At 69.0% G+C, this 21737-nt stretch carries 1 protein-coding gene (running past one end of the window); it reads left to right on the top strand.

Translation table 11 applies throughout. The annotated features are described in order from the left end of the window. Positions 1–21737, top strand: partial view of a non-ribosomal peptide synthase/polyketide synthase gene (locus tag ACVT6V_RS25310; protein WP_489896830.1) — the final stretch only. The gene continues 32887 nt to the left of window position 1, outside the view; the window shows 21737 of its 54624 coding nt (coding positions 32888–54624); its start codon lies off the left edge, out of view; it ends in the stop codon at positions 21735–21737.

Raw genomic sequence — 21737 nt, 5'->3', positions numbered from 1 at the left:
CGATCGTCGCGCACGAGCGGCCGGAGATCATCCCGCTGTCGTTCGCGCAGCAGCGGATGTGGTTCATCAACCGCTTCGATCCCGAGTCGGCGGCCTACAACATCAGGGTCGCGGTTCGCATGACGGGTTCGCTCGACCCCGATGCCCTGCACGCCGCATTCGGCGACGTGGTGGAACGCCACGAGATCCTGCGGACCGTGTATCCGGCGATCGACGGGGTGCCACACCAGCACATCGTCGACGCGGATTCGGCGCGCACGGATTTCGACTGGGCTGTGGTCACCGACGAGCGTGCGTTGGCGGACGCGATCGACACCGGGTTCGACGTCAGTGCCGCACTTCCGCTGCGGGTGCGGTTGCTACCGGAGTCGGCGGATCGACATGTGCTCGTCGTGGTGGTGCACCATATCGCCGGTGACGGCGAATCGATGGCGCCGCTGATCGCCGATCTCGCGGTGGCCTACGATGCGCGTGTTCGCGGCGAGGCGCCCGAATTCACCCCGCTCGATGTGCAGTTCGCCGACGTCGCCTTGTGGCAGCATCGCGAGTTCGGCTCGGCCGATGATCCCGATTCGGTCCTCGGCGCCCAGACCGGCTACTGGGCAGAGCAGCTCGCCGATCTCCCGGATGTGCTCGAGTTGCCCTCGGACCGGCCGCGTCCGGCGGTGGCGTCCGGACGCGGTGCCCGACACGAGTTCACAGTGTCCTCCGATGTGTCGCGGGCGGTCACGGAATATGCGGCGGCACACGGTGTCACCCCGTTCATGGTGGTGCACGCCGCGCTCGCCGTCGTGCTGGCGCGGCTGTCCGCCTCGACGGACATCGCGATCGGGACGCCGGTGGCCGGGCGTGGCCGCAGGGAACTCGACGGCCTCGTCGGCATGTTCGTCAACACGCTCGTCCTACGGACACAGGTCGACTCGGGTGTGACCTTCGACGGGCTGGTCGACGAGGTCCGGACCACCGACCTCGATGCCTTCGAACATGCGGACGTCCCGTTCGAGTACCTCGTCGAGCGTCTCGACCCGGTGCGGTCCGAAGCGTTCGCACCGCTCACCCAGGTGTTGCTGAACGTCGCCGGGCACCCCCCACAGGGTGCTGCCATGGCAGGTGTCTCCGTGGAGCCGATCGAGGACGCCGGGGCCGCTGTCGCGCGGGTGGACCTGTCCATCAACTTCGGTCCGATGGCGGACGGACAACAGGCGTGGACGTCGGTGATCACCTACGCCACCGACCTGTTCGACCGCGAGCGGATCGTAGGGTTCGGCGAGACACTGTGCCGCGCACTCGCAGCTTTCCTCGACGAGCCGGCGACTCCGATCGGAGACCTGGATCTCTTCGCCGAGGCCGGGGCGGGCGCGTTGCGTGCCGGCATCGGTCCGAGCACCGAACCGTCCTCGGCGACCCTGGCCGATCACCTCGCCGGCGGGGCCGATACCGACGTGGATGCGTCGGCCATCGAGACATCGACCACGCGAATCACCCGGCGACAGTGGCGTCACCACGTCGCCACCCTGGCACGGGAGCTCATCGGGCGCGGTGTCGGCCCAGAAGTCGCTGTGGCAGTGTGCATGCCGCGGTCGGCGGACATGGTGATCGCCATCCACGCGGTGATCGTCGCCGGTGGCCGATACGTCCCGATCGATCCCGAGACACCGGCCGAACGTGGCGCCCACATGGCGTCGACCGCCGGAGCCCGTCTCGCTCTGGTGTCCAGCGGTGGCGCCGATGACGTGCCGCTGCCCGATGATGTGGCGCGCCTCGAGGTCGTGATGTCCGACGACCTCGCACCCGATGCACAGATCGTGCCGGTCACCGATCGCGAACGCACGTCCCCGCTGCGCCCGGATCACGCCGCGTACACCATCTTCACCTCGGGGTCGACGGGACGGCCGAAGGGTGTCACCGTCTCGCACCGGTCGGTCCTCAACCGGCTGAGGGCGGACGCGGAGGCGTTCGCCGTCGGCGGCGATGACGCGATCCTGCACAAGACGCCGACGACGTTCGATGCAGCTGTGCGAGAACTTTTCCTGCCTGCATTCGCAGGTGCGCGGATGGTCGTCGCCGACGACGGCGGCCACCGCGAACCCGCTCACATCGCCGCCATGATCGAGCGACACGCGGTGACGCTCGTCCACTTCGTCCCGTCTATGCTGTCGGCCTTCCTCGACGTGACCGACGCGGACGGTCGTCGGCGTCTGGGCAGTCTGCGCGCCATCCTCACCGGTGGTGAGGCACTGTCGGCGGCCGCGGCGCACGCGACCCTGGCCGCTGTTCCGTCGGCACGACTGCACAATCAGTACGGTCCCACCGAGACCACCGTCATCGTCACCCGGCACGAGGTCGTCCAGTCGGATCAGTCGGTGCCCATCGGTCGGCCGATCGCGAACACGACCGCCGTCGTCCTCGACGATCGGCTGCACCCGACCCCGGTCGGCGTCGCGGGCGAGCTCTACATCGGCGGTGTCCAGGTGGCACGCGCCTACGAGAACCAGCCGACCCTGACCTCGGAGCGCTTCGTCGCGGATCCGTTCGGTCCGCCCGGGGCGCGCCTTTACCGCACGGGAGATCGTGTGCGGTGGCGTGTGGGTGCGGACTCGTCACGTCCCGAGCTGGAATACCTCGGCCGCAACGACTTCCAGGTCAAACTGCGCGGGCAGCGGCTCGAGCTCGGCGAGATCGAGGCGGTGGCGGCATCGGCTCCCGGTGTCGTGCACGCGGCCGCCGCGGTCGTGACGGCACCCGGCGGGGGCGATGAACTCGTCGGCTACGTCACCGGCGACTCCGTGGACCTCGACGTCGTGGCCGAGACCGCCGCCCGTTCGCTACCCGACTACATGCGCCCGACGTCGTGGTCGGTGCTCGACGAGATGCCGATCAACGCTGCGGGCAAGCTCGATCGTCGGGCCCTGCCCACCCCTGAACTCCGGGGACGGGCAGGCGAGTACGTGGCACCGGAGACCGACCGGGAGGCCACGATCGCCGCGATCATCGCCGGCGTGCTGGACATCGAGCAGGTGTCGGTGGTCGACAGCTTCTTCGACCTGGGCGGGAACTCGCTGTCGGCGACCCGGGTCGCCGCCCGGGTGGCAGACGGTCTGGGCGTCGAGGTTCCGGTGCGGACCCTGTTCGACGCGCCCAGCGCACGTGAACTCGCGGCAGTCTTGTCGAACGAGCCGGCGCACACCAGTGCGCCGCTGGAACCGCAGGTCAGACCGGACCTGATTCCACTGTCCTATGCGCAACAACGCATCTGGTTCATCAACCGTCTCGCACCGGAGTCCGCCGCCTACAACATCCCGGTTGTGCTGCGCCTGGCCGGCGCCGTGGATCTCGACGCGATGCGCGTCGCCCTCGCCGACGTCGTCGAGCGGCACGAGGTGTTGCGCACGATCTACCCGGAGGGTGCCGACGGCCTGCCTCATCAGCAGATCCTCCGGACGGACGAGGTCGCCGTCGACTGGGCGGTCACCGACGAGGCAGATGCTCTCGCAGTCGTCGGCCGGGGATTCGACGTGGTGTCCGAGCTTCCACTGAGGGCCCGGATCGCGCGCGTCGAATCTGCTGCAGGAATCGAACATCTGCTGGTGCTGGTCATCCACCACATCGCCAGCGATGGTGAATCCGGGCCGGTCCTGGCACGTGACGCCATCGCCGCTTACGCGGCGCGGGTCGACGGCCGGGCCCCGGCGTGGGAGCCCATGACCGTGCAGTACGCCGACTTCGCCCTGTGGCAACGCCGGGAACTCGGCACCCCGCAGGAGCCCGACTCCACGATCGCCGGCGAACTGGAGTTCTGGGCGGACGAACTGGCCGGGCTGCCCGACGCACTGGATCTGCCGACCGATCGGCCACGCCCGCGCGTTGCGAGCATGCGCAGTGGCACAGTCGAATTCCGTATCGACCGGTCCACCCGGGAGGCGCTGGCGGCAGTGGCCCGCGAGCATGGCTCCACGCTGTTCATGACGCTGCACACGGCTCTTGCCGTTCTCCTGGCCCGGGTGTCGGCCACCCCCGACATCGCGATCGCCACCCCGGTCGCGGGACGCGGCCGGGCCGAACTCGACGAACTCATCGGTATGTTCGTCAACACGCTGGTACTGCGTACGGCGGTCGATCCGGCATCGAGCGGACGCGAGCTGCTCGATGCCGTCCGTCGAGTGGACCTCGACGCCTTCGCCCATGCACAGGTGCCGTTCGAACAGGTCGTGGAGAAGGTTGACCCGGTCCGGTCGGAAGCCTTCGAGCCGCTCGCCCAGGTCATGCTGATGCTGGACCAGGGCGGCGACACCTCGGGCGGCGCCGGACACACCGACATCGCCGGTCTCGAGGTGCGGACGGTTGATCCCGGCGCCGATGCCGCGAAGTTCGACCTGACGTTCGGCCTGCTCGACGACGGCAATACCCTGACAGGCAAGATCGTCTATGCCGCAGACATCTTCGACGAGATGACGGCCCGCAGGCTGGCCCGGGGATTCGACCGGATCCTCCGGTCGATCGGAGAACGGCCGGACAACGTCGTCGGCGACATCGGCCTCTTGGACGACGATGAGGTCGCTGAGGAACTCACCCGGTCCACCGGCGAGCGCATCGACGTCGGTGCCCTGGTGCTGCCCGACGTCCTCCGGGAGTACGGCGCCGCCCATCCGTCGGCGCCGGCACTGCTCGTCGGTGCTCGCACGATCGACCACGCGGAATTCGCCGCCCGTGTCGATTCGCTGGCCCACCACCTGATCGCGTGCGGCGTCGGTCCGGACGTGGCTGTGGGCGTCTGTATCCCACGCTCCGCCGAGATGGTGGTTGCGATCCACGCCGTGATCACGGCGGGTGGCCAGTACGTGCCCATCGACGTCGACGCGCCGCACGACCGCGTCGAGTACATGGTGCAGACCGCAGGCGTCGCGCTCGTCCTCGTCTCCGACGACCACGCGCCGGCCGTGTCCGGGGTCGACGTCGACACCCTCGGTGTCGACTGCACCGGGGAGGTCCCGGACGCCCAGCCGGTGACCGATGCCGATCGCCGCGCGCCACTGCGGCCCGAGCATGCGGCATACACGATCTTCACCTCCGGTTCGACCGGTCGCCCGAAGGGTGTGACCCTCCCGCACGCCGCGGTGGTCAACCGGCTGCGGTGGGGTCTGCACGAATTGCCGATCGACCCGTCGGACACCGTGATGCTGAAGACGCCGTACACGTTCGACGTCTCGGTGCCGGAACTGTTCGCGCCCCTGATGGTGGGCGCCGGGGTGGCGGTACTCGACGCCGACGGCCACCTCGATCCGAGTCGCGTGGCGGAGTCGATCCTCGAGTACGGCGTGACGATGGTCCACTTCGTGCCGTCGATGTTGTCGGTCTTCCTCGATGTCGTCGGTGACGAGCGTGTGCGCACACTGGGTGGTGTGCGGATCATCTCGACCACCGGCGAGGCCCTCCCGCCGGCGGTGGCTGCGCGGACCCGTGAACTGTTGCCGGACATCGAGTTCTACAACCTGTACGGTCCGACCGAGGCCGCCGTCGAGATAACGTTCGAGTCGATCGCTGGTGTGCGGCCGGATCAGACATCGGTGGCCATCGGCGTGCCCGTGTGGAACTCGACGGCGTACGTGCTCGATGCCCGGCTGCGGCCGGTTCCCCCCGGGGTGCCGGGCGAACTCTACGTCGGGGGAGTGCAACTCGCCCGTGGCTATGCCGCGCGGCCGGATCTCACCGCCGAGCGATTCGTCGCAGACCCCTTCGGTCGCGACGGTGCGCGCATGTACCGCACCGGCGATCTCGTGCGCCGTGGTTCCGACGGGCGGCTGGACTATCTGGGCCGCACAGATTTCCAGGTGAAGCTGCGTGGGCAGCGCATCGAGCTCGGTGAGATCGAGGCAGTGTTGGCGTCGGCGCCCGGTGTCGTCCACGCGGTCGCGACCGTGGCGACGGCGCCGGGAGGCGGCGAGCACCTCGTCGCCTATCTCGCCGGCGCACCGGCGGCGCCACCCGTGCTCGACACGGTCCGCGCGGCGGTCGATGTCACCCTGCCGGAATACATGCGTCCGACCGTGTGGACGGTCCTCGACAGCCTGCCGCTGAACTCGGCGGGCAAGCTCGATCGCAAGGCGCTGCCGGCTCCCGAGTTCGGGACTCCGGTCATGGGCCACGTCGAACCGGAGGGCCCCGTCGAGCGTGCCATCGAAGGTGTGGTCGCGACACTGCTGGGCGTGCAGCGGGTGTCGGTCACCGAGTCCTTCTTCGGACTCGGCGGCGACTCGATCATGTCGATTCAGCTGTCCTCGCAGTTGCGCGCGGCCGGCTTCGACATCACTCCGCGCGACATCTTCGAACACAAGACGATCCGAGCGATAGCGCGCGCGAGCGCCGATCGGGACACGGCCACCCTCACCGAGTACGAGGGCGGTGGTGTCGGGGCGACATCATTGTTGCCCGCGATCCGGTGGATGCTCGAACTCTCCGATTCCGGCCGGGACTTCGCGGACTACTCGCAGACCGTGACGCTGTCACTACCGCCCGCGATCGCGATCGAGGATCTGCGGGCGGTGGTCGGCGCGGTCGTCGCACACCATCCGATGCTCACCGCAACGCTCGTCGAGACAACCGACGGCGGCTGGTCGCTGACCGCCGGGGCGGGCACGTTCGAGCCCGATGCGGCGGTACGGATCGTCGCGACGCGCTCGGTACCGGGCGACGACGAATTCGCCGACATCATGCGCGCCGAGCACGCAGCGGCCCTCGGCCGGCTCGACCCCGCTGCAGGACGGCTCGTCGACGTCGTCGGGCTGCGACCTGCCGCCGGCGGCACGGGACGGGTGATGATCGCCGTGCACCACATCGCGATCGACGTGGTGTCGTGGCCGATCCTGGCCGCCGAGCTCTCTGCCGCATGGTCCCATCGCGTCGCCGGCACTGCGATCGACCTCCCCGGTGAGGTCACGTCTGCGCGGCGCTGGGCCGGTGTCCTCGACGGTCTGCCCGCCGAGCGGGGGGCAGAGGCCGCCGTGTGGGAGCAGCGTCTGCCCGAGCGGCAGACCGTTCTCGGACGACGACTCGACCGCGTGCGAGATCGCATGCGGGACATGATGACCGTGACCACAACGGTCGACGCGGCCGCCTCCGCAGCGGTGCTCGACCGTGTCGCAGCCGCGTTCCGTTCCGGCGTGAACGAGATCCTGGTGGCTGCGGTCGTGGCAGCGGTCCGCCGTTGGGAAGACGCCCAGCCCGACATCGACGGCGCTGAACGGACCGTCTCGATGTTGGTGGAAGGGCATGGGCGCGAGGAGCAGATCGCGTCCGGCGCGGACCTGTCGCGTACCGTCGGCTGGTTCACCGGTTTCACCCCGATCGCGGTCCCGCCGGACCTCCACTCGGCCCCTCGGGAGATCCGAGACGGCATCGGTTTCGACGCCGCCGCGGTCGTCGATACCGTGCGTCGCGTGAAGGAGATCCTCGCCGGTACACCGGATCGTGGCGTGAGCTTCGCGCCGCACCGGTATGCTCCCGGCGCCGCGCTCGGCGATCGTGACCTGCCACCCATCCTCTACAACTTCATGGGTGCCGTCGGGGCCGCGGTCGCCGACGCCGCAACGGCCGTCGATCCCGACGACGCGTTCACCATCGCGAACGACACCCCGGCGCTCCCGGCCTCGGTCAGCGGCGCCATGCGGGCGCCCGCCGCGCTCAACATCCACGTCCACATCGGAGCGGGCGACGACGGACGCGAGATCGTCGCCGAATTCAGCTATCCGCGGCGTGCGCTGACGGCCGCCGAGATCGCCGAGATCACCGGTCACTTCCGCGGGGCGCTCGATGTTCTCGTCGATGTCGTCGACGAGTCCGGGGACATGGGGCCGACCCCGTCGGACATCGCGGGTGCCGACCTCTCCCAGCGCGATATCGACGACGTGCGCAGCCGATACCCGGGTGCCGACCTGTGGCCACTGTCGCCGCTGCAGCGGGGGCTGTTCGTCGAGGCAGCCCGGCATGACGGCACGCCCGGCGAGGTCGCCGACGCCATCGACGTCTATGTGACCCAGGCGATGCTCAGGATCGCCGGCGAGCCGGACGGTGACCGGCTGCACCGTGCCGCCACCCGGCTGCTCGCCGAGCATCGCGTACTGCGCTCGGGGTTCGTGCAGTGCACAAGTGGTGCGCTCGTGACGGTCGTGCCGGCCACCGTCGATCTGCCCTGGCGGACCATCGATCTCCGCGACGAGACATCCGAGCGCGCCGAGGAGATCATCGCGGACATCGCGACCGGTGAACGTGTCGAGCGATTCGATCTGTCGGCACCGCCGCTGATCCGTTTCGTGCTGGCGGCCCTGCCGGATCAGGACGGACCACGTGCCGTCCTGATCGTGACCAACCACCACCTGTTGTTCGACGGCTGGTCGGGACCGGTGGTGCTCGCCGAGCTCATCCGGGGTTTCGCGGTCGACGGTCAATCGGTTGCGACACGGCGAAGTGCGGACTACGAGGACTTCCTGCACTGGCTGTACCGTCAAGACCGCAGGGCCGCCGTCGACGCCTGGCGCGCCGAATTGTCTGAGATCGACGGTCCGACCCTGGTCTCCGCCGGCGCCACGGCGACGGTCGACGAGATGCCCGCCGAACACGCGCTGCTCGTGAACTCCGAGATCAGCCGTGGTGTCGAGGAATTCGCGCGTACCTCCAATGTCACCGTGTCCACCGTCGTGCAATTCGCCTGGGGTGTGCTGCTGTCCCGGATGACCGGGCAGGAGACGGTGACCTTCGGCGAGACGGTGTCGGGGCGTCCGCCCGAGATCGACGGTGTCGAGTCGATGATCGGGCTGTTCATCAACACCCTGCCGGTCGCACTCACCGTGGCCCCGCAAGCATCGGTTCGGACCACACTGGTGGCACTGCAGGAGAGCAAGACCCGCCTGCTCGATCACCAGCACGTCGGACTTCCCGAGATCGCCGCGGCGGTCGGTGAGGTCGGCTTCGACACGCTGACGATCTTCGAGTCGTATCCGATCGACGAGGATGCGGTGGCCGACGGCAGTGCGGCAGCCGGGCTGGAGATCGACGGCATCAAGGTCACCGATGCGACGCACTATCCGCTCAACCTCTTCGCGACGCCGACGGCAGACGGACTCGGAATCAACGTCAAGTACCTGCCGAGCGCGTTCGATGCCGCCGAGGTCGCCGGCTTCGCGTCCGCACTGGTCGAGATCCTGACCTCGGTCGTCGAGCGACCGGACATCCAGATCGGCGAGATCGATCTGTTGTCGAACGTGGACCGCACCGCTGCGCTGACCCGCGCTCGGGGCCCCGAGGTATCGGTCTCCGACCAGACCGTCGATCAACTGGTGGCGGCGCAGATCGCCGCGACCCCGGACGCGATCGCGATGATCTTCGATGGCCGCACGGTCACCTATCGCGAGTTCGGCGCGCGGGTCGCGGCGCTGGGCAGCTATCTCATGGCCTCCGGGGTCGGACCCGATGTCGCGGTGGCCGTGTGTATTCCACGATCGGTCGAGATGATGGTCGCGGTCCATGCCGTCGTCGCCGCCGGCGGTCAGTACGTGCCGATCGACCTCGGCACCCCGATCGACCGTGCCGAGTACATGCTCACCACGGCGGGCGCCACGATGCTGCTGGTGGGGCCGGAGGGTGCCGAGCCCGACAACACCGACACGGACATGGACTCCATGGTCCGTGCCGCCGCCCAGGCAGTGGGCACGCCGATCGTCGTCGTGGACACCCGGGTGCCGCTCGATCGCGACGAGACCCCGCTGACCGCAGGAGATCTGCGCGCTCGGGTTCGTGGCGACAACGCCGTGTACACGATCTTCACGTCGGGCTCGACCGGCCGGCCCAAGGGTGTCACGCTGACCCACGAAGCCGTTGTCAACCGATTGTGGTGGGGACTCGACAGATTCCCCCTGTCCGCCGACGATGTCGTCGTCCAGAAGACCCCGTACACGTTCGACTGCTCGGTTCCGGAATTGTTCGCCCCGGTGATCGCGGGTGCCCGACTCCTGGTGGCCCGCCCGGGGGGCCACGCCGATCCGCGCTACCTCGCGGACCTGATCGCCGAGCACCGCGCGACGATGGTCCACTTTGTGCCGTCGATGCTCTCGGTCTTCGTCGATGTCGTCGACCCGGAACGACTGGCGCAGCTGACCTCCGTCAAGTACCTGTCGACGACGGGTGAGGCGCTTCCTCCGGCCGTGGCCGCTCAGGCCCGCGCCCGGTTCCCGGACGCGGCGTTCTACAACCTCTATGGGCCGACGGAGGCCGCGGTCGAGATCACGGGTCAGCGAGTCGACGACATCGATCCGCGCGCATCGTCGGTGCCGATCGGCGTCCCGTTCTGGAACTCGACGGCCCACGTACTGGATTCGCGACTGCGGCCGGTGCCGCCCGGCGTTCCCGGCGAGCTCTACCTCGGCGGCGTGCAACTGGCTCGCGGGTACGCCTCGCGCAGTGACCTCACCGCGGAGCGGTTTGTCGCCGATCCCTTCGGCGGACGGGGCGGGCGCCTGTACCGCACCGGCGACCTGGTGACGGTCGGCGGAGACGGACAGATCGAGTATCTGGGACGCACCGATTTCCAGGTGAAATTGCGCGGTCAGCGCATCGAGCTGGGCGAGATCGAGTCGGCCATCGCGGCCGCGCCGGGCGTCGTCCACGTCGCGGCCACGGTGTCCGCGGCGTCCGCCGGTGCCGAACATCTGGTGGCGTATGTGGCGCCGGTGCCCGGTGAGCAGCTCGACCTCGATGCCGTCAAGCACGATGTTGCCGGTTCACTTCCGGAATACATGCGGCCGACGGTGTGGATGGTGCTCGACGAGATCCCGCTGAACTCCGCCGGCAAGTTGGATCGTCGTGCGCTGCCGGAGCCGGAGTTCGCCGAGGGTGAGTTCGTCTCCGCCGCCGACGATGTCGAACAGGTGGTGGCCGACGTCGTCGCCGAGGTGCTGGGGGTGGAGCGGGTCTCGGTGACCGACAGCTTCTTCGACCTCGGCGGCAACTCGTTGACCGCGACCCGTCTCGTCGCGCGCGTCGGGGAGGCCCTGGACACCGACGTGGCGGTCCGGACGCTGTTCGATGCGCCATCCGTGCGTGAACTGGTCCGACGGATCCGCCCCGGTACCCGACAGGAGCTTCCGGCCATCGGGTCGGTGTCACGTCCGGACCCGATCCCGTTGTCGTTCGCCCAGCAGCGAATGTGGTTCATCAACCGCTATGACCCGACGGCTGCCACCTACAACATCCCGGTGGCACTGCGCCTGTCCGGGCCACTCGATGTCGCTGCGCTCCGTCGCGCCGTGATCGACCTGGTCGAACGCCACCAGATCCTGCGGACGACCTTCCCGGCAGAACAGGGACAGCCGTACCAGTCGATCGCGCCGGTCGACGCCGTCGCCGACGACGTGCCCTGGATTCAGGTGGACCACCCGGATGACGCCATGTCCATCGCCACAACGGGTTTCGATGTCACCACCCAGTGGCCGATTCGCGTCGCGCTGGCGCCTGGCGCCCCCGGGACACACTCCGAGCACCTGCTCGTCGTGGTGGCGCATCACATCGCCGCCGACGGAGAATCGGTGCGATTGCTCGCGCGCGACCTGATCGCCGCCTACACGGCCCGCGCGGGTGGCACCGAGCCGGGCTGGCCGGCGCTGCCAGTGCAGTTCGCGGACTTCGCCGCCTGGCAGCACGAGGTGCTGGGCGCCGTCGACGAGCCCGATACCCTGCTGTCGCAACAGGCCGGCTACTGGCGGGATCGTCTCGCCGGGCTGCCCGACGTGCTGGATCTGCCGACCGATCGGCCGCGGCCACGGGTTGCCTCGATGCGCGGTGCGGCGCACACGTTCGAGATCCCCGAAGCGCTCGCCGCGGAGATCTCGCGCCTGGCGCGCGATCGCGGCGTGACCGAATTCATGGTCCTGCACACCGCTCTCGCAGTTGTGCTCGGGCGCCTGGCGAGTACCGATGACGTCGCGATCGGCACCCCGATCGCCGGGCGCGGCGACGCGGTCCTCGATGACCTCGTCGGGATGTTCGTCAACACTCTGGTGCTGCGCACCCGGGTCGAGGCGTCGTGGTCGTTCGACGAGCTGCTCGCCGACGTCAGGGCCGGCGATCTCGATGCCTTCGCCCACGCCGACATCCCGTTCGAGCAGGTGGTCGAGGTCGTCGACCCGCCGCGCTCGGAAGCCTTCGCGCCGCTGGTCCAGACGCTCCTCGCAGTCGACCAGACGCCCTTCGTGACGCCCTCCGCAGGCTCCGGGCTCCTCAGGGATCGGGAGGATATGAGTCCCTCCGCAGGCTCCGGGCTCCTCAGGGATCGGGAGGCTATGACGCCGTCGGCAGGCTCCGGGCTCCTCAGGGATCGGGAGGATATGAGTCCCTCCGCAGGCTCCGGGCTCCTCAGGGATCGGGAGGGTATGGCGCAGTCGGCGGCTGGAGGACCTGACCGCGGTGACGTCACGGTCGGAGGACTTCGGATCACCGGCCTCGACCCGGAGACCGACTCGGCGAAGGTCGATCTGACGGTGAACATCGCAACCGGGCCCGATGCGTGGGCCGGTTCGGTCACCTACGCGACCGACCTGTTCGACGACGAAACCGTCGCGCTGTTGACCTCTCGCCTGACCCGGCTGTTGAGCGTGGTCGTCGCCGACCCGACGGTGGCCGTCGGTGACGTCGACCTGCTGGATGCCGGCGAGGCCTCGGACCTCACACCGGTGTCCGCCGGACCGGGCAGCGACCCGGTCGTACTCCGCGATCTCTTCGCCGACGCCGCACGGCGCTGGCCGGACCGGGTGGCGGTGCGTGACGCTGCCGGGACCGAGCTCACCTACGCGATCCTCGATGAACGATCCAACCAGGTCGCCCGGTGGCTACGTGAGCGGGGAATAGGGGTCGAATCCCTGGTGGCCCTGTCTATTCCACGCTCGGCCGAGCTGCTCACCGCCATCTGGGCCGTGGCCAAGACCGGTGCCGGATACGTGCCGATCGATCCCGACTACCCCGCCGCGCGCGTCGCGTCGATGGTCGAGGACTCCGGTGCCGTGCTCGGCCTGAGCGTGCGCCAGGTCGGCGACCTGCCCGACCAGGGCTTCGACTGGCTGCGCCTGGATGCCGACGATGTCGCGGCCCAGATCGAAGAGAACCCGACCGTGGCGTTCTCCGATGACGAGTGTGCCGTCCTGCGTCCCGCCAACGTCGCCTACGTGATCTACACGTCGGGTTCCACCGGCCGGCCGAAGGGTGTCACCGTGACGCATTCGGGCCTCGCGAATTTCGCGCAGGAGGAGATGACCCGGCTGGGCATCGCCGCCGGCGCCGACGACTCTGCGGACACGGCTCCCCGGGTTCTCGGCTTCGCCTCCCCGAGCTTCGACGCCTCAGTGCTCGAATACCTGCTCGCGACCGTCCCCGGCGGCAGCCTCGTGTACCGGGCGGCCGACGCGGTGGGCGGCGATGTGTTGCAGACCTACATGCGCGAACACCGCATCACGCACACCTTCCTCACCCCCACTGTGCTCGCGACGCTCGATCCCTCGACGCTGCCGGATCTCGCTGCGCTGTTGGCCGGCGGTGAGACGGTGCCGCAGGCTCTGGTCGAGGAGTGGTCGTCGCATGTGGACGTCCACAATCTGTACGGGCCCACCGAGACCACCATCGGCGTGACACTGTCCGCCCCGATGGCGGCGGGTACGCCTGTCCGCCTGGGCGGTCCGCTCGCCGGCCTCGGACTGCTGGTGCTCGACGACCGACTGCATCCGGTTCCCGTCGGGGTCACCGGCGAGCTGTATGTCACCGGACCGGCGTTGTCGCGCGGGTATCTCGACCGGTCGGGTCTGACCGCAGAGCGGTTCGTCGCCACGCCGCACGGGGATGCCGGGGAGCGGATGTACCGGACGGGCGACGTCGTGCGGTGGCGCGGTGACGAGACCGGATCCCTGGTGCTCGAATACTCGGGCCGCAGTGATGATCAGGTGAAGCTACGCGGCCTGCGTATCGAGCTCGGTGAGATCGAATCGGCGCTGACCGAGTATCCGGGCGTCGAGTCGGCCGTGGTCGTCGGTGTGGGTGGATCGGTCGCGACGGCGCTCGCGGCCTACGTCGTCACTCGGGACACGCTCGACACGGCCGATCTGAAGTCGGTTCTGGCGCAACGACTGCCGTCGCACATGATCCCGTCCTCCGTCACCGTGCTCGACGCACTGCCGCTGACCCCCGTGGGCAAGCTGGACAAGGCGGCATTGCCGGAACCGGTGATCGAAGACGACGGGCATGTGCCGCCGACAACGGATGACGAGCGGGCGGTGGCGCAGGTGTTCACCGAGGTGCTCGGGATCGACGAGGTCGGCGCGACTGCGAACTTCTTCGACCTGGGTGGCAATTCGCTGTCGGCCACCCGTGTCGTCTCACGTGTGTCGGAAACGCTCGGCGTCGATGTGGCGGTGCGCGACCTGTTCGACGCGCCGACAGTACGGGGACTGGCGGGACGGCTGACAGCCGCGCAGGACGCGCTCGAGCCGCTCGTCGCCGGACCTCGGCCAGAGCGGATTCCGCTGTCGAACGCGCAGCAGCGGATGTGGTTCATCAACCGCTTCGACCCCGGTTCGGCGGCCTACAACATCCCGGTGGCGATGAGACTGACCGGGTCGCTGGATGTCTCGGCACTGCGCGCCGCGCTGGTCGACGTGATGACCCGGCACGAGGTGCTCCGGACGGTCTACCCGCAGCACCAGGGCGAGCCGATCCAGCAGATCCTCTCGCCGCAGGCGGCCGCGGACCGGCTCGACTGGGCGGTCGTCGACACCGAGCGGGAGGTGTTCGCCGCCGGCTCCGCGGGATTCGACGTCACCGCCGAGCTGTCGCTGCGGGCGCGGCTGTTCCGAGCCGCGACGGATGACCATGTACTGCTTCTGGTGGCACACCACATCTCCACCGACGGTGAGTCGATGCGCCCACTGGTCGGGGACCTGGTCACCGCGTACCGGGCGCGCGTGTCGGGCGCGGCTCCCGAGTTCGTCTCGCTACCAGTGCAATTCGCTGACTTCGCGCTCTGGCAGCAGCGTGTTCTGGGTCACGCAGATGACGCGGATTCGGTACTCGGACGGCAGGCGGCCTACTGGACCACGCAATTGGCGGCTCTGCCCGACGTGCTGGAGCTGCCCACCGACCGGCCGCGGCCGTCGTCGGCGTCGATGCGTGGCGGTCTCGTCGAGTACCGGGTTCCGGGTCACGTCGTCGAGCGGGTGAGTGCACTCGCCGCGGAGAACGGTGTCACCGAGTTCATGGTCGTGCACGCAACACTGGCCGCGCTGCTGGCCCGGCTGTCGGCTACTTCTGACATCGCCATCGGCACTCCGACGGCGGGACGTGGACGAGCTGCGCTCGATGATCTCGTCGGGATGTTCGTGAACACCCTGGTGTTGCGCACCGATGTCGACAGCTCGGCGTCGTTCCACGATCTGCTCGATCTGGTACGCCGCACCGACCTCGACGCGCTGGCCAACGCCGACGTCCCGTTCGAGTATCTGGTGGAGAAGCTCAACCCGGCCCGTTCGGATGCGTTCGCGCCGTTGACGCAGGTGATGCTCAGCTTCGACCAGAGCATCGTCAGCGCGACCGAGGCGCTCGAGTCGATGAGCGTCGACGCCTCGAACGGCGACCTGCGGGTGGCGCCCGTCACGGATGGCCGTACCCCACCGGCGCGGGTCGATCTGTCGATCGGTGTGGCCGTTGACGGCGCCGACGGCGGGTGGCGTGGTGACCTGGTGTACGCGGCCGACCTGTTCGATGCGGCGACCGCCCGATCCATCGCACGGCGATTCGTCGCACTGCTCGATGTTCTGAGCGCACGGCCGGATCTCGCCGTCGGCGACGCCGAGATCCTCGATCGCGCCGAACGGGCGCGTGACGCCGTACGTGCCGGCGGACTGGATGTCCTGGTGAGCGACGAGTTCGTCGCCGACGTCATCACCCGCCAGGCGCGGCGCACCCCGTCAGCCACCGCGCTGCGGCTCGGTGACCGCGCGGTCAGCTACGCCGAGTTCAGCGATCGGGTCAATGCGCTGGCGCACGAACTGATCCGGCGTGGCGTCGGCCCGGATGTCGCAGTCGGCGTGTGCATGCCGCGCTCGATCGAGATGGTCGTCGCCATTCACGCCATCGTCGCGGCCGGTGGCCAGTACGTGCCGATCGACACCGCCGCCCCGTCCGACCGCGTCGAGTACATGGTGGACACCGCCGGGGCACTGCTGGTTCTGGTCGCGCCGGGCCTGCTTCCAGAAGCGCTGCGCGAGAGCGAGGTCGAGCCGATGGTTGTCGATACCTCGGTCGGGGTGGCGGGGGACGTCTCACCGGTGACGCCCGACGATCGGCTCGCCCCGCTGCGGCCCGATCACGCCATGTACACCATCTTCACGTCCGGTTCGACCGGTCGGCCGAAGGGTGTGACCCTGACGCACGAGGCCGTGCTCAACCGACTGTGGTGGGGCCTGAACCAGCTCCCGATCGACGCGTCCGACACCGTGATGTTGAAGACGCCCTACACTTTCGACTGTTCGGTGCCGGAGATCTTCGCGCCGTTGATGATCGGCGCGAAGACCGTGGTGCTGAAGGCCGACGGTCACCTCGACCCCGTCTACGTGGCCGAACAGATCGCCGAACATCGCGCCTCCATGGTGCATTTCGTGCCGTCGATGTTGTCGGTGTTCCTCGAACTGGCGGGCCCGCGGCGTCTGGCCGCGCTCGACAGCGTGCGGATTCTGTCGACCACGGGTGAGGCGCTTCCGCCGGCCGTCGCGGCACAGACCCGTGAGCTGATCCCGGGTGCGGACCTGTTCAACCTGTACGGCCCGACCGAGGCTGCGGTGGAGATAACCTACCAGCAGATCAGCGAGATCGACGCCGGTGACGCCACGACCCCGATCGGTCTGCCGGTGTGGAATTCGACGTCGCACGTCCTGGACGGACGTCTGCGTCCGGTCCCGGTCGGCGTGCCCGGCGAGCTGTACGTCGGCGGAGTCCAGCTGGCCCGCGGATACGCGGCGCGGCCCGACCTCACTGCGGAGCGGTTCATCGCCGACCCGTATGGCGAGCCGGGTGCCCGTCTCTACCGGACCGGCGATCTGGTGCGGGTCAACCACCGCGGCGAGATCGAGTATCTGGGCCGCACCGACTTCCAGGTCAAGCTGCGTGGACAGCGCATCGAGCTGGGTGAGATCGAGTCGGTGCTGGCGTCGGCGTCGGGTGTCATTCATGCTGCGGCGACCGTGGCCACCGCACCGGGCGGGGGAGAGCACCTGGTCGCCTACCTGGCCGGCGATCACATCGACCTCGATGCTGTCAAGCACGATGTCGCGCAGTCGCTTCCGGAGTACATGCGGCCGGGTGTCTGGACGGTGCTCGACGACATCCCGCGGAACACCGCGGGCAAACTCGACCGCCGGGCCCTGCCCGAGCCGGACTTCTCCGGCGGCACCGAGTACGTCGCCCCGTCGAATGACGCCGAACGAATCGTGGCGCAGATCTTCGCCGATGTCCTCGGGGCCGAGCAGGTGAGTGTCACCGACAGCTTCTTCGACGTCGGCGGCAACTCGCTGTCGGCCACCCGCTTGGTCGCGCGCGTCGCCGCTGCTCTCGACGCGGAAGTCGGTGTCCGGATGCTCTTCGATGCGCCGTCGGTCCGTGACCTTGTTGCGGCGGTCGCACCTGGTTCGGGGCAAACACGGTCGAACCTCGTGCCGGTGACCCCGCGCCCGGCGCAGATCCCGCTGTCCCTCGCCCAGCAGCGGATGTGGTTCATCAACCGATTCGATGCGGCCGCACCGACCTACAACATCCCCGTCGTGCTGCGCCTCGAGGGCGAACTCGACGTCGACGCCTTGCACGGCGCGATGACCGATGTGGTCGCCCGCCACGAGATACTGCGGACCACCTACCCGGAGTTCGACGGTGTGCCGCGACAGCTGATCCATGACGTCGACGGCGACCCGGGCCGCGCCGACTGGGCGATGGTCGAGGATCGCGGCGAGCTCGATGCGGCGGCGTCCACCGGCTTCGACGTCACCAGGGAAACGCCTCTGCGGGTGCGGCTCTGGCGGGCGGCGCCGGACGATCACATCCTCGCTGTGGTCATCCACCACATCGCTGCCGACGGCGAGTCGATCGGACCGCTGGTCGCCGACGTGCTCGACGCCTATCAGGCCCGGCTCCGCGGCGATGACACCACCCGAGGGCACCTCGAGGTCCAGTTCGCCGACTACGCGGTCTGGCAGCAGCGTGAACTGGGCTCCACCGATGACCCGGGTTCGGTCATCGGGCGCCAACTCGATTTCTGGGCACATGAACTGGCCGGCCTGCCCGATGTCCTCGCCCTGCCCTCGGACCGCCCTCGCCCGTCGGTGGCCTCACATCGAGGTGCGTTGGCGCGCTTCGAGATCCCCGAGTCCGTGGCGATGCGGGTGGCCGGTGTCGCACGGCGCGAATCGGTGACGCCGTTCATGGTCGTGCAGGCTGCGCTGGCCGCGCTGCTGGCGCGGGTGTCGGCCACCGACGACATCGCGATCGGTACTCCGATCGCCGGGCGCGGTCACCGAGCACTCGACGATCTCGTCGGCATGTTCGTGAACACCCTGGTGCTGCGTACGCCGGTGGACCCTGCGGCAACCTTCGCCTCGCTGCTCGACACCGTCCGCCGAGCCGACGTCGACGCCTTCGAGCACGCAGATGTACCGTTCGAAGCCGTGGTCGATCGTCTCGATCCGGTTCGCTCGGAGGCGTTCTCGCCGCTGACGCAGGTATCGCTGACCTTCGATCAGTCCGCGGTCACCGACGTTGCTGCGGCTGGTCTGCCGGGAGCCGAGATCGACGGGGTGCGGATCACGCCGATGGCCGCCGACGCGGTGTCGGCGAAGGTGGACCTGACCGTGGCGATCACCGCCGGCGATCAGGGGCAGCCGTGGTCGGGGGCCGTGGTCTACGCCACCGACCTCTTCGACGATGCGACCGTGGCGGCGCTCGCGAGCCGCCTGGTCCGCCTGCTCGACGTGTACACCGCCGAGCCCGATCTACCGGTCGGCGACGTCGACCTGCTCGACGAGACCGAACGCGCTGAACTCGTCCCGGTCTCCGGCGGCGAGGCCACCGGGCCGATGTTGTTGGGCGAGTTGTTCGATCGTGCCGCGAGCACGTGGCCGGATCGCGAGGCGGCGATCGATGCGGCCGGAAGCGCCGTGACGTATGCCGAGCTGGATCGACGTGCGAACCGCCTGGCACGCAACCTGATCGGTGCCGGTGTGGGGCCGGACTCGTTGGTGGCCCTGGCCATTCCGCGTTCGGTGGAACTTCTGACGGCGATCTGGGCGGTCGCGCGTGCCGGCGGCGCATTCGTTCCCATCGATCCCGACTATCCGATAGAGCGGACGAGCATGATGATCGAGGACTGTGGTGCGGTCCTCGGTGTGACGGTTCCCGGTACGCCCGACATGGGCGGGGCCGGGGTGGCCTGGCTGACGATCGACGGGGCCGCCATCCACGGTGATGGCGCCGGCGTTCCCGCGGCCGATGAGGTCGGGTCCGACGAGAGATCCACCGCGCCACTGACGTCGGCGGACAAGCTCGGCACGCCGGGTCCCGACAACCTCGCCTACGTCATCTACACGTCGGGCTCCACGGGCCGTCCGAAGGGTGTCGCGGTGACCCACCGCGCGCTGCACGGCTTCGCTGCCGAGTCGGTCGCGACCACCGGCTTCGACGAGTGTTCGCGCACCCTCGGATATGTGTCCCCGAGCTTCGACGTCTCGGTCGCCGAGATGCTGGTGACCACCTTCGGCGGCGGCACCCTGGTCTATCGGCCCGCCGATGCTCTCGGTGGTGCCGAACTCCATCGGTACATGGCCGAGAACCGGATCACGCATGCGCTGATACCCACGAGTGTCGCCGCGACGATTCCCGCGGACGGGCTGCCGGAACTGAGGTCGCTGACCGTCGGTGGTGAGCCGGTCCCGCACTCGCTGGTCGACGAGCATGCCCACCACACGGCGGTGTTCAACGCGTACGGGCCGACCGAGGCGACGATCGGTGTCACCTACTCATCGCCGATGACGGCGGGGGAGCCGATCCACGTCGGCGCCCCGATGCGCGGAGTGGACCTCGTGGTACTCGACGACCGCCTGAACCCGGTCCCGCCGGGAACCTTCGGCGAGCTCTACATCTCCGGTGGCGCGTTGGCCCGCGGATATCTGGGCCGGGCCGCACTGACGGCGAGTAACTTCGTCGCGTATCCCCACGGAGTTCCCGGGGCGGTCATGTACCGCACGGGTGACATCGTCCGCTGGGTCGTCGACTCCGACGGCCGGCGCGTCGTCGAGGTCGGCGGCCGTACCGACGACCAGGTGAAGTTGCGTGGTCAGCGGGTCGAGCTCGGTGAGATCGAGACGGTGCTCGGTGAGCACCGCGACGTCTGGCGTGCTGTGGTGCTCGGGGTCGGCGAGCCGGTCTCCTCGCTGGTCGCATACCTCGTCGGTGAGAACGGCCTGGAGGTCGATGCCGTGCGTGATCACCTGGCGCGGCGCGTGCCGCGACACATGGTCCCGTCGTCCTTCGTCGTGCTGGACGCGCTGCCGCTGACGCCCGTCGGCAAGCTCGACAAGACCGCCCTGCCTGATCCGGAGCCGGTGTCGGCGGCTGAGTATGTCGACCCCGAGACCGATACCGAACGCAGCGTGGCGAACGTGTACGCCGAGGTGTTGGGCGTCGAACAGGTCGGCGCGACCGACGGCTTCTTCGATCTCGGGGGCAACTCGCTCTCGGCGACGCGCGTCGTCGCCCGCCTGCGTGACGCGGGAATCGACATCGAACTGTCGTGGCTGTTCAGCGATCCCACCGTCCGTGGTGTCGCCGCGAGGTTTGACGGCGGCACCGATGACGCGGTCGTCGGCGAGGTACTGCTTCCGCTGCGGCGCGGCGGTGACCGTGCACCGCTGTTCTGTGTGCATCCCGCGGGCGGTCTGGCGTGGTTCTACGGCGGGCTCGCGCCGTATCTGCCGGATCGGCCGATCTACGGCCTGCAGGACCCGCACGTGGTGTCGGGTGAACCGAGCGCCGGCACCGTCGACGAGCTGGCGGCTCGGTACGTCGAGGAGATCCGGCGCGTGGAGCCGGAGGGGCCGTACAACCTTCTCGGCTGGTCGCTCGGTGGACATGTCGCGCACGCCATGGCGACGATGCTGCAGGCGGACGGCGCCCAGGTGGGTTTCCTGGGGATCATGGACGCGGCGGTGCCGAACCAGGAGGCGTCGGACGGCACAACCGGCGAAGTGGTTTCGTCGGCGGATTCGGACGGCGCGGTCGTCGGTGACCTGCTGGGCGGTTGGCGTGATCTGTTCGATCTCGGCGATGACGTGCGCGCTCGCACGTCCGACGAGGTGGCCGAGGTCGTGCGGGAGCAGATCGCGTCGATGGGGCTGCTCGGGTCCGAGCAGGTGCAGTGGGTGATGGACAGCTTCGCGTCCGCCGGAGATGTGGTGACCAGCTATCGCCCCGACGTGTTCGACGGTTCGCTGGCCGTCGTCACGGCGACTGCGGACAAGGACGACCCGGACGTGGTCCGCACGTCCTGGCGGAAATATGTGACCGGTACGATCAGGAACATCGACCTCGATGCCCACCACCTGGGTCTCGCGGATGCCACGGCGCTGGAGACGATCGGCCCGTGGATCTCCGATCAGTTGGGGCAGCGATGA

The organism is Gordonia sp. LMA167, from assembly GCF_058130025.1.
Note: the sequence above shows the minus strand (reverse complement) of the source record. Positions and strands in the feature narration are given on the sequence as shown.